Here is an 11,533-nt window from a genome sequence, read left to right as displayed (position 1 = left end):
CCCGGCTCATACTCCAGCCGGTTGATAGCCTGTACTGCAGGCAGATTGGGGTAGTGGGTTCCCTCCTCCAAGTAGTCATTCCAATTGCCGAAAGGCTTAGCGCCTTCAGCCTTCCCGTCAGCCTGCACAGCGGTGACCCGGGTTCCGCCGCCGCGTCTGCCTTCAATGAGTCCCCGTTCAGCCAGTACCCCCAGCGCAGTTACTAAAGTGCTGCGGTTGACACCAAGCTGACGGCAGAGCTCGCGCTGCGGGGCCAGCCTCATGCCTGGAGGCCAGGCCCCACTGCTGATTTTGGCCATGAGGAAGGCGGAAATTTGCCTGTGCAGCGGCAGGGGCGAAGCCGGATCGGGCACCCATTCTCTCTGTGTATCCGCAAGCGGGGAAGTTGAAGCCGGATGGTTTAACGGATGTTCAGGTCTCAATGAACAGGCTCCTTTTTGGTAAGATAAATAACAGGTCCGCTACCGGACACTTATAACCGGAGTATATCATGCATTGAAGGCATTTCAGAATTTGGCTGGGTGTTTCCCCGGAGTTTGGATGGTTACCGGAACAAAGATGCTGGTGTAAGATCAGTACTGCCGCGGAAGGCTGAAGCTGACCGTGCACCAGTTAGACATACAGCGCAGATGGAAGGGAAGCCGGAAGGATGATACAAGCAATAGTACACGGAATAATCTTGGCCTTTGGACTGATTTTACCACTGGGCGTACAGAATATATTTGTTTTCAACCAGGGAGTGTTGCATCCCCGGTTTCGCACTGTACTGCCTGTGGTTATAACCGCGGCTCTGTGTGATACGCTACTCATCGGTGCTGCTGTCGGGGGGGTCTCACTGCTGCTTCTGACACTGGAATGGCTGACACCTGTTGTTTACGGAGCGGGGGTTCTTTTCCTGCTGTTCATGGGCTGGCAGATATGGTCGGCTGCTCCGGCTGCAGGGAACATGAAACAGCTCTCTCCTAGAGGGCAGATTGGCTATGCCTTGTCCGTATCCCTGTTGAACCCGCATGCCCTGCTGGACACAGTGGGTGTCATCGGTACAGGCTCCCTCGGCTATGAGGGTGTGGAGCGCTGGGGGTTCGCCGCAGCAACCGCTGGAGTGTCCTGGGTATGGTTCCTGGGCTTGGCGGCAGCGGGAAGGATGCTTGGTCAGGCGGATACTTCAGGCAGGCTGATCCGGCTGATGAATCAGGGGTCGGCCTTGCTGATTTGGGCCATTGCGATCTATATGAGTCTTCAGTTATGGAGAACATTGTAGGCGTGGATGGCACTGGGACAATGAAATAATCATTCACAAACAGCTCCCCTCCTGATGCAGGAGGGGAGCTGTTTGTTCTGTATATATACCAGCGCTATCCGCCGATCTGCGACATGCGCCGCGCGGTCGGAGTATGGCTCTGCGCCTTTTTCTCCAGCGCCAGCGCCATCTCGTGATTATGGGGCTTGTTGCCGAGCGCCTGGCGGAATAACGCCTGCACGGCGGCAGGGTCCTGAACGAGTGGACGGACATTGTATTCATCCGCCCAGTACAGGCAGGCCTTGATATGGCCGTCAGCCGTCAGCCGCAGCCGGTTGCAGTTGTCGCAGAAATGCTCGCTGACCGGATGGATCAGCCCGAAGGTGCCGCGTGCCCCGACGACACGCCGGTTCTGCGAAGGGCCGTTGCCCGAAGGCATGTCTGCTTCCTCTGTCTCCCAGCCTGCAGCGGTGCATGCCTCAACGACGGTCTCCAGCGGCAGATAAGTCTGCCGCCAGGAGTCGCTTGCGCTGCCGATCGGCATGTACTCGATGAAGCGCACGTTCAGCGGGCTGTTCAGGGTGAGTGAGATGAAATCCTTGATCTCATCATCATTAATGCCTTTCATCAGCACGACATTCAGCTTGATCGGAGAGAGTCCGGCAGCCTCGGCGGCCTCGATGCCCTTCAGCACCTTGGCGACATCACCGCCGCGCGTAATCATCGAGAAGCGGTCCTGCTTCAGTGAGTCCAGGCTGATGTTCACCCGTGACAGTCCTGCCTGCTTCAGGAGTAGGGCTTTGGCGGGAAGCATCAGGCCGTTGGTGGTCAGCGATATATCATCAATGCCCGGGATAGCGGCAATCATGGCTACAAGCTGCTCAAGATCCTTGCGGACCAGCGGTTCTCCGCCAGTGAGCCGCACCTTGCTCAGCCCGAGCGGCGCCAGCGCCTTCACTACAGCGGTAATTTCCTCATAGCTCATAATCTCGTCCTGCGGCTGGAATTGCATTCCCTCCGCCGGCATACAATAAATGCAGCGCAGGTTGCAGCGGTCGGTAACCGAAATGCGGATATAGTCATGTAAACGTCCAAAAGGGTCCGTCAGCGGTTCCATAGGCCTCTCCCTTCTATTGTTGCATTTTTATTTAAATTTTAAAGATTACCATGGCTCCCGTCAATCTAATAACCATCTAAATAATAGGGGACAGAAGCAGAAAGGCACAGTCTAATTTTGACAGAAGTACGACAATTTAAGTTATTGGTCATAGAATGCTCACTGAAAGCGCTTAACATTTTCGATATAATAAAGGTGCCCAAGAATAAGGGCTTGGCGATGATGTTGACCTTATGCGAAAGAATACAGCTATGATACCGGAAGCGCGGCAGTTATTAAGCTCCTTAAAGGCTTGCGCCTCGGTCAAACCAATAGGGAGGTTTTACAAATGACGATACCAACTGTTCCAGCAATTGTCGTACCGGAGGTTTTTACCCGCTGGCTGGAGAGCCGGGGATTAATATATCAGATCTTAGTTGATTTTTACGGCCGGAAACCATCGCTTTCACTCGTTGCCCGGTGGAGCACCAACCGCCAAATGGCCATGGCTGCTGAAATGACGGAGGGTGGACGGGAATTGAAACGCTACCTGTGCAGTCAGAACCCGTCAGAGCTGCCGATGATCTGCGAGAAGGAGACCCTTGAGTACACCAGACTGATGAATGAGCGTCCGGTAAGCCTTTTTGTTGCACGCGAAGCAGCGCAGCTCGGCCGTGAGCAGGAGTTCTGCAATGTGCTCTCCGATGTCTATGCCTCGGCGGGGATTGTCTTCAAGAAATGCAGCGGGGAAGCGGATGACCATATTGCGATTGAGCTTGAATTCATGGCAGTGATGCATGAGCGGATGCTGTTTAACAGCTTCTCCATCCGCAGCGCCATGGAGCTGCTGGACATTCAGGAACGGTTCCTTGAAGAGCATTTGCTGAAATGGACACCGCAGTTCTGCAGCCGTTTTAATGCGGCGACGGACAGTCCGCTCTATCTTGGCCTCAGCCATATGCTTGAGGAATTCCTGCCGCAGGATCTGCAGATGCTGCGGGCCTGGAGAGCTTCACTGGAGAGCAGCACGGCAACGATGGCCTAAGCCTGAGGAGATTTCTAAGCTGGTCCGCACAGTTTCATCCAGAACACAAAACCCAAAAGGCGCCCTTCCACTTATGGAAAGGCGCCTTTTTTGAAATTATAAGAATTACTAGAAGTTACTCCTCAACCCGTTTGCTGCGGAATTTCATCAGGAATTCGTAGACCACCGGCACAACTACGAGTGTCAGCAGGGTGGAGCTGACCAGACCGCCGATAACGGTCACGCCCAGACCCCTGGAGATAATGCCGGCGCTGTTCTCCAGCCCGCTTACCAGCGGGAGCAGAGCGCCGATAGTGGCTAGTGCGGTCATTAGAATCGGACGAAGGCGGGTACCGCCGGCCTCAAGCAGTGCCTGGCGCGTAGGCATGCCTTCTTTTTCCTTGTGAATAACCCGGTCGATCAGTACGATCGCGTTGGTCACAACGATACCGATCAGCATGAGTGCGCCCATAAGTGCAGAGACGTTCAGCGTTTCTCCGGCCAGGAGCAGAGCGACGAGGGCTCCGATTACCGTGAACGGCAGGGAGAACAGGATGGCGAACGGTGCGAGACCGCCGCCGAACGTTACGACAAGCACGAAGTATACGATGGCAATCGCGGCTGCCATGGCGATTCCGAGCTGGCCGAAGGTTTCATTGATCTGCTCAGTTACACCGCCGAAGGATACAGTCACGCCGTCAGGCAGATCCAGCGCTTCAACCTTCTCCTTCACACTGTTCGAAGCGCTGTTTACATCACTGGCGATAATATCCGCGGTCACATCGACGCTCATTTTACCGTCAATGCGGGTAATGGAATCCGGCGATGTGCCTTTTTCAATGGTAGCCACTTGGCTGACCGACACTGTGAATCCGAGCGGTGAGGTCAATGTGGCAGCTTCCATCTCTTGAATACTGCTGTATTTAGTGGTATCGGCTTCAATGTAAACATTGTAGTTCTTGCCGTCAACAGCCACCTCTGTCAGTACCGGACGGGTATTGACCGGACTCAGCTTCATGGCAATTTGTCCTGCGGTGAGACCTAGCGAGCTGAGCTTCGCCTGATCGGCAACAACGGTATATTGCTCATACGATTCGGAGAGGCTGGTCTCTCCATCCTTGAAGTTTTCGGTGTCGGCATTCACGATTCCGGCAATCTCATCGGCCACCGGCTTTAACTGATCCAGTGTATCGCCAAAAATATTCACAGTCAGCGTATTGCCGCCCAGGCCACCGCCCGCCATGCCGGACATATCGCCCCACACGCCATCCGGCACTTCCTTGGTCAGATTTTCAATCAGCTCTTCTTTGACGGTTTCGAAATCAGGAGTATCGCTGTCATAGGTGATATAGAAAAGGCCGGAGTTGTTCGAGCCCATTCCCATGAACCCGCTGCCCCCGATGGAATACTGCATGTTCACTACATGCTCTTGGGCCAAAATAAATTTTTCCGCCTTCAGGCCTTGCTGCTGCACATCCTCAGCAGTTTGCCCGGCTTTTGGCGAGAAGGTCATGATTATGCTCTTGTCTTCCTGGGATGGCATAAAGCTCACACCGATCGGTTTGATCAGGAACAAGCTGCCTGCCAGTAAGAGAACAGCAGCGCCAAACGTAATCAGCTTGTGGGAAAGACACCAGTTCAGGATCTTTTGGTAGCCAACAGCCATTTTACCCGGCTTCTCCACATGGTTCTTTTTGCCTTTCTTCAGGCCGTTACGGAATAGCGAGTGGGCCAGTGCGGGCACCAGGGTAATGGCTACAACCAGTGATGCGATGAGCGAGAAGACCATGGTTAGTGCGAAAGGCAGGAACAGTTCGCCTACCATACCACTGACAAAAGCAAGCGGCAGGAACACGGCGATCGTAACGATTGTGGAAGACATGATCGGTACAAACATTTCACGCGTAGCCGCACTGATCAGTTCTCTGCCGCGCAGCTTCTCACCGGATAGCGTCATGCGCCGGTAAATATTCTCGATTACAACGATAGAGTCATCGACCACGCGGCCGATGGCGACGGTCATTGCCCCAAGTGTCATCATGTTAAGAGTAATATCCATCTGGCGCAGACACAAAACGGCGATGAGCAGCGACAACGGGATGGAGATGATGGAAATAATGGTTGAACGGATATTCCGCAGGAACAGCAGAATGATAAGTACGGCGAACAAGGCGCCGAAAGCGGCCTTGGACAGCATAGTGTTCACGGAATCCTCAATGGGCTTGCCTTGATCGAGCAGAACCGTCAGTTCCAAGTCCTTGTATTGCTGCTTCAATTCTTCGGTCTTATCCTTAACGCCGTTTACAACATCAACGGTATTCGCGTCATTGGCCTTTACGATCTGAATTCCGATGGATTCTTTGCCGTTTGTACGGGAGATGGACTCCGATTTGCCGGTAACCTCAATGGCTGCCAGCTCTCCCAGCTTCACTGTCGGCAATCCTGGGCTGGCTGCAGCACCCGCTGCACCTGTACCGGCTGAACCTGTTGCACCTGCTCCGGCATCAGTTGTACCGGCAGCTGATGGCACCAGCGGAATTGCCAGATTCTTAAGGTCGTCCACGGTGGTGATATTGCCGTCCACGACAACTGCTTTTTGCGATTTCTCCATTTCGAACAAGCCGAGCGGCACCCGGAGGGAGGAGGCCTGAACCATACCTTTGATCGTATCTTCAGTCAGGCCGTATTGTTTCAGTTTGGCCTGATCAAACTTAAGGGAGACTTCCTTCACATATTGCCCGGCGATGGATACGGAAGCTACGCCTTCGATATCTTCCAGGGCAGGACGGATGTCGTTCTCAGCAATGCGTGTGAGCTCTTCCAGATCAGCTGAGCCGTTATCCGTCAAACTGAGCGAGATGACCGGAAGCGAGCTGAGACTGAACCGGGAGATGGCCGGCTTCTGAGCCTCATCCGGCAGTGTTACGTCATTAAGTGCCTCGCGTACCGCTGCTGTAGCATTGTCCAGATTCGTTCCGTAATCAAACTCGATTTGAATGCTGGAAGCATTCTCGAGTGAGGAGGAGGTGATCATTTTGACGCCGTCTACATTGCGCAGCTTTTGTTCCAGCGGTTTGCTGACGTCATTTACGACACCCTCAGGCGCTGCACCCGGATAGATTGTAGTCACGCTGAGATAAGGGATGCTGATATTAGGCAGAGTCTCTTGCTTCATGGTAAGTCCGCTGTACAGACCCGCGAACACGATAATGATCGTCAGAAGCCAAATCGCGAATTTGTTTCTGAGGGAAAAATTAATCAAGCTTTTCATAAGTATGATTCTGCTCCTCTCGGGCTTTCACTGCTGGAAAACCCTAAATTAATGTTGTGCTGCCTGCCTATCCGTTATTTCTCTCTGCTTCCACTTCCATTTGCTCCGCGGGTTAGTGAAACCCGCATGAATTCGGCATATAGGGCGATATCAATTTTTGCAGGGCGGCCAGCTCCTCGTGTAGGACAGGATGTTCCTGAAGGTTGGCCAGCATCCCGCGGATGATAACTTTGCGGGGATTCGGCATGAGAAATTCACTCTCCAGTACAGCCAGTGATTCCAGGCCGTCTTCTACACTCTGCTGCTCTGCTGCCGGAACACTTGTGAGCAGCGCCTTCATTTCTTTGATCAGCTGCAGCGGATTTCTGCGCTGGCTGTCCTCCTGCACGTTCATCCAATTTTCCAGAATGGCGGGGGAAATCAGCGGCTCTTTACGGCCGGTGAGCAAGCCGGCTGCAACGATGTCGAGCAGGTCCACCAGATGATCGGCCAGCCGGGCAATGGCAACCGGAGACTCCTGATTGAAGATAAGCCGGATGAAGGCGTGAATCATCCCGTCTGCGAACAGGAATAAATCTCCGGTGTACGGGAGAATCTCCCGGCCGTAGAGGATCTCCAGCTTGTTCTGGAACCAGAGCAGCAGGGGAGCATTGGACTTGCGGATCCATTCTGGAACCTCCGTTCCGCCCTTTCCGGCGATTTCCTGGAATTGACGCTGCAAAAATTCGCGCAGCTCGTATACATGGGTGAGCAGGATTTCAACCTGGTTGCGCAGCTTTTCTTTTGGGGTACTGCGGCTCTGCTGCTCCTCACGCTGCAACGGATCACGGATCATGCGGAAGCAATATATATAAATGCTGCGCTCCAGCTCTTCCTTGGACTTGAACACCAGGTATAGACTGCCCTTCGATATTCCGCAAAGCTCGGCAATCTCCTGCATGGACGTGGAGGACGAGCCTTTCACAGCGAATAGCTGCATTGCTGTCTTGATAATCTGCTCTTTTTTAGTTGCATTTTTATCAGCCACGAAACAGTCAAGCTCCTTTCTGACTTGTTGGTTCTATTATTGACTTGAAGGTCAAAGTGATTATAGTATATATTCCGGAACAATACAAATCCTGTTGCAGCAGAGGTTACAGTATTGTTGTAATTTCCTTTATGCAGTGGTTTGCAGTAGGAAGAAACGTATTCTTCAGGTAATATATAAATGTGACATTTTAGTGATCGTAGGTAGAAAGAGAAGGTAGGTTACCCATGAGAAGAGGATTGCAGGCTATAGTCATTATTGCTGCATTACTGGCATTTTATTATTTTGGGTTCGGCATTTTCGGCAGTACCGCCGGGACAATCATCAGTATTTTCTCCACGCTGACCGTCATCTCCATCGGGCTTGGCATTTTCATGGAAAACCGCAATCCCTCCACAACCATGGCCTGGATTCTGCTGCTTGCGCTGATTCCGGTACTCGGGCTGGTCTTTTATTTCCTCTTTGGACAAAACGTGTTCAAGCGGCGCAAATATGATAAGAAGGCACAGCGCGATCAGATGGCTTACGAGCGGATTGAGAATGATGCACTGCGCACACATCAGGACTGGTCTATTTTTGAACCCTCCCGCCAAAAGCTGCTGGGTCTGTCACAAAGGCTGGCCCGGACACCGATTTCCTTCAGTTCGGAAACGCGGATTCTGACCAACGGCGAAGAGACATTCGGTACCTTGCTGCTGGAGCTGCGGCAGGCACAGCATCATATTCATATGGAATATTATATTTTTCGGGCTGACCACATCGGAACACGCATTCAGCAGATTCTGATTGAAAAGGCCCGGGCAGGCGTCACGGTCAGATTTATGTATGACGCCGTCGGCAGCATCCAGCTTTCCAAAGCCTTCCTCAAGGAATTGACGGATGCAGGGGTACAGGTGGCGGCGTACGGCAATTCTACGTCCTTTTTCTCCAGCCGGGTGAATTACCGCAATCACCGCAAGATTGTGGTCATTGACGGGGATGTCGGCTTTATGGGCGGACTTAACGTTGGGGATGAGTACCTCAGCCGCAGCAAGACATACGGGTTCTGGCGCGATACGCATATGCTGCTCCGTGGTGAGGCCGTGCGGACGATGCAGATTATTTTCCTGCAGGACTGGATGCATACGACCGGGGAGAAGATACTGGAGCAGGATTATCTCTCCCCGCAGCTGCGTTTTACAAACGGGGACGGGGCAGTACAGATTATTGCCAGCGGACCGGACAATGAGCGCCGGGCCCTCAAGAACATCTTCTTCTCCATGATTACTTCTGCGGAAAAATCGGTATGGATTGCCAGCCCCTACTTTATCCCTGATGAGGATATCCTGACCGCACTGCGGGTTGCCGCCATGTCCGGCCTGGATGTGCGTCTTCTGTTTCCGGCCAAACCGGATAAATGGCTGCCGTTTCTGGCTTCGCACTCCTATTTTCCGGCGCTGCTGGAGTCAGGCGTGAAGATTTACGAATACGAGAAGGGCTTTATCCACTCGAAGCTGCTGATTACAGACGGCGAGATCGCCACTATCGGTACGGCGAATATGGATATGCGCAGCTTCCATCTTAATTTTGAGGTGAACGCGCTGCTCCTGCAGACCGAGAGCGTGTCCCGTATTGTAGCTGATTTTGAGCGCGACCTGCTGTCGACACGCCAGATTGTGCATGAGACCTTCATGAACAAAAGGCTGCTCGAGCGGCTGCTGGAATCAGCGGCACGGCTGATGTCACCGCTCTTGTAAGCAAAAAAACCGCCGGAAGCTATGTGGCTTCCAGCGGTTTTTGCTGTCTTTCGGTTCTTAGAATGTTGTGAATCCAAGGCTTACCTGTATCCGAAAGATGACATATTTCAGCCAGGTCACATCGCTCTGATATTCCTCCAGCGGCAGACTGTATTCTGCGCCTTCGTTAGTCCACAGCCGGTTGAAATAGCCGGATATCTCAGTGTATAGCTGATGATCCTGCGGAACAGCCACCCAGAGATCATTCTCCAGATTGTAATCGTCGAGGTTGCGGGCCGTGAAATTGGTTGAACCGCCAAGGACAACCGATTTGCCTGAGGCCTTGTCGATAAACATCAGCTTGGTATGATACTGTTCTTTGCCGGTATTGTACCAGCGGATCCCGATTTTCCCGTCTGAACGCCGGTTCAGGTCCATGGCGACCGGGCGGTTCGGGATACCGATCTTGTCCCGGCCGAAGGCATTCTGATTCGGGTCCAGCAGGAGGCGTACCTCCGCGCCGCGCTCTGATGCCTCCAGCAGGGCGTTGATAATGGCATCATCGGCAAGGTAGAACATCCCCATCCAGATGACATCCCCCTGCTCCGCCCCGCGGATCCCTTCAAGTGCGTACTTATATACTTTGCCCTCCGTTAAATAGCGTACCTCCAGCGGACCGCCGGCAGCTTCAGCCGTCTGCGTGAATTCAGGCGTCTTGCCCAGCAGCGGGCCGGCATCCGAGAGGTCGGCCGCAGCCTGCTCAGACCGCAGGATATCGGCAATAACCGGGCCCTGTACCTCCAGCGCTATATTGGAATGGTAGGCACTGGCATCATGCACGTTGCCGGAGGAGATGAGTGCGGTATTCTCACTGACCACAACTTTGCGGTGATTGGCCTTTACATTGAGCAGCTTTAAATAAGAACGGGCTGTAATATCCGGCCCTTCGCTGGCCATAAGATTCGGAATCCAGCCGTTGCCGGACTGGCCGAACCACTGGATGAAGGTGCGCCATACGGCGGAGTAGGCAGGCGTCGAATCGCGGAGTGCATCTACATCGGTTATCACTACCTTGATGCCTGCCGATTTCAGCTCATCCAGCAGATGATTGGAGGCGGAGCCGTAATTGGTGTTGACCTCATCGGTTATGAAGACGATATCCATGGCAGGATAAGCGGCTTTGTGGGCGATAAGCTTATCGGCAAGCTTCCGGCTGACAGCAGGGTACTGCTGGTCTTTATGGGTATAGTCGTTGAACAGGAACAGATCGATCACCAGAAACTGCCGGGACTCATCGATGATTTGCAGAATTCTCGGCAAAATTTGCTCCTCCCGCTCTTCGTCCCCGCTACCCGCCTGATAGGTCAGATCGTGTAAGAAGCTCACATTGTCAGTATGATAAACAGGGCTCTCATAAGAAAGGCCCGGCGGCAGCGGTTTGTGGGTCTGATAGATCATTACGCCGGCCAGCCAGAGAATAAGCAGGACAGCGGCAATCAGCCATATGCGCCGGTGCGGGAGTTTTCGTCTTTTAGAGGTGAGGGATGAACCGGTCATAGAGTTGCTGGATTGATACAGCCGTTCCTGCGGGCTGGGTTGTTTGCTTGCATTCATAGGGCGATCCTCCTGGGTATGCTCCGGCTTTGTAACAACTATTACCGCTCTGGAGGGAGAAGTGAAGCAGATAGACGGCAAATATCTGATTCCATAGTGTTGCAGAATTTGTGTAAAGTTATTTTTATCTCTCTTCGTGCCGGGATAGCCTATAACCTCTGATGACATAATACTTATGCATATGTATAATGAGTGTAGATTATTTGTATAAGGTTTAACTATTCAAAATCATGCAGCGGGTATAGGGAAAGAGAGTGGGGTGCTACGTGTACTCTATCAAACAGGTCGTCGAAATGCTGGATATTCCGTCTGTCACGCTGAGGGCCTGGGAAAACAGATATCAGGCAGTTACCCCTGAACGGACCGAATCCGGCTACAGGCTGTATAGCCAGGAGAACATCGAAGATCTGCGCTGGCTGAAGGAGCAGACCGAGAAGCAGGGCATCAGCATCTCGCATGCGGTACGGCTGCTGAAGGCCCGCAAAGAGAAGCCTATGGAGGACCTGCATGCAGGAGCTGGCGGAACGCCCCAGGAAGCTTTTGAGA

9 protein-coding genes are annotated in these 11,533 nt (G+C 53.0%); 4 read left to right on the top strand and 5 right to left on the bottom strand.

The features are described 5' to 3' along the window. The coding region (locus tag AQR02_RS34680) for a GntR family transcriptional regulator (RefSeq protein WP_245237643.1) at positions 1 to 422 on the bottom strand (422 nt) is incomplete at its 3' end. Positions 423 to 649: 227 nt separating this feature from the next. Here AQR02_RS34680 and AQR02_RS20610 point away from each other — a divergent pair. Continuing rightward, a complete protein-coding gene (locus tag AQR02_RS20610) occupies positions 650 to 1,261 on the top strand; it encodes a LysE/ArgO family amino acid transporter (protein WP_054942319.1) in 612 nt (203 codons plus the stop codon). Positions 1,262 to 1,355: 94 nt separating this feature from the next. Here AQR02_RS20610 and moaA read toward each other — a convergent pair whose 3' ends face one another. After that, a complete protein-coding gene (moaA, locus tag AQR02_RS20605; RefSeq protein WP_054942318.1) occupies positions 1,356 to 2,357 on the bottom strand; it encodes a GTP 3',8-cyclase MoaA in 1,002 nt (333 codons plus the stop codon). 328 nt (positions 2,358 to 2,685) lie between these two features. Here moaA and AQR02_RS20600 point away from each other — a divergent pair, with 328 nt between their 5' ends. Continuing rightward, a complete protein-coding gene (locus tag AQR02_RS20600) occupies positions 2,686 to 3,381 on the top strand; it encodes a TorD/DmsD family molecular chaperone (protein WP_054942317.1) in 696 nt (231 codons plus the stop codon). A 115-nt stretch (positions 3,382 to 3,496) separates the two neighbouring features. On the opposite strand, the gene AQR02_RS20595 is transcribed toward AQR02_RS20600, so the two are convergent. Both AQR02_RS20595 and AQR02_RS20590 read right to left on the bottom strand, forming a co-directional pair. Next, positions 3,497 to 6,631: an efflux RND transporter permease subunit gene (locus AQR02_RS20595; RefSeq protein WP_054942316.1), complete on the bottom strand. Its 3,135-nt coding sequence runs from the start codon at positions 6,629 to 6,631 to the stop codon at positions 3,497 to 3,499. Between the two features lie 112 nt (positions 6,632 to 6,743). Next, the gene (locus tag AQR02_RS20590; protein ID WP_054942315.1) at positions 6,744 to 7,658 is read right to left on the bottom strand and encodes a TetR/AcrR family transcriptional regulator; all 915 of its coding nucleotides are present in this window, start codon (positions 7,656 to 7,658) and stop codon (positions 6,744 to 6,746) included. A gap of 227 nt (positions 7,659 to 7,885) precedes the next feature. On the opposite strand from AQR02_RS20590, the gene cls reads away from it, so the two are divergent. Continuing rightward, positions 7,886 to 9,394, top strand: coding sequence for a cardiolipin synthase (gene cls / locus AQR02_RS20585; RefSeq protein WP_054942314.1), 1,509 nt, complete (start codon positions 7,886 to 7,888; stop codon positions 9,392 to 9,394). A gap of 57 nt (positions 9,395 to 9,451) precedes the next feature. On the opposite strand, the gene AQR02_RS20580 is transcribed toward cls, so the two are convergent. Further along, positions 9,452 to 10,930, bottom strand: coding sequence for a phospholipase D family protein (locus tag AQR02_RS20580; RefSeq protein ID WP_054942675.1), 1,479 nt, complete (start codon positions 10,928 to 10,930; stop codon positions 9,452 to 9,454). A gap of 323 nt (positions 10,931 to 11,253) precedes the next feature. Here AQR02_RS20580 and AQR02_RS34675 point away from each other — a divergent pair. Then, on the top strand, positions 11,254 to 11,533 hold a 280-nt coding region (locus tag AQR02_RS34675), incomplete at its 3' end, for a MerR family transcriptional regulator (protein ID WP_245237642.1).

It is taken from the genome of Paenibacillus ihuae, from assembly GCF_001368795.1.
Classification (GTDB): Bacteria; Bacillota; Bacilli; order Paenibacillales; family Paenibacillaceae; genus Paenibacillus_AQ; species Paenibacillus_AQ ihuae.
The sequence above is the reverse complement of the archived record's forward strand: the minus strand, read 5'-3'. Positions and strand labels throughout refer to the sequence as shown.

Bases quoted from the DNA above. Each gene is read 5' to 3' on its own strand.
- AQR02_RS20610 (WP_054942319.1), top strand. From the start codon at position 650: ATGATACAAGCAATAGTACACGGAATAATCTTGGCCTTTGGACTGATT.
- moaA (WP_054942318.1), bottom strand. From the start codon at position 2,357: ATGGAACCGCTGACGGACCCTTTTGGACGTTTACATGACTATATCCGC.
- AQR02_RS20600 (WP_054942317.1), top strand. From the start codon at position 2,686: ATGACGATACCAACTGTTCCAGCAATTGTCGTACCGGAGGTTTTTACC.
- AQR02_RS20595 (WP_054942316.1), bottom strand. From the start codon at position 6,631: ATGAAAAGCTTGATTAATTTTTCCCTCAGAAACAAATTCGCGATTTGG.
- cls (WP_054942314.1), top strand. From the start codon at position 7,886: ATGAGAAGAGGATTGCAGGCTATAGTCATTATTGCTGCATTACTGGCA.
- AQR02_RS20580 (WP_054942675.1), bottom strand. From the start codon at position 10,930: ATGACCGGTTCATCCCTCACCTCTAAAAGACGAAAACTCCCGCACCGG.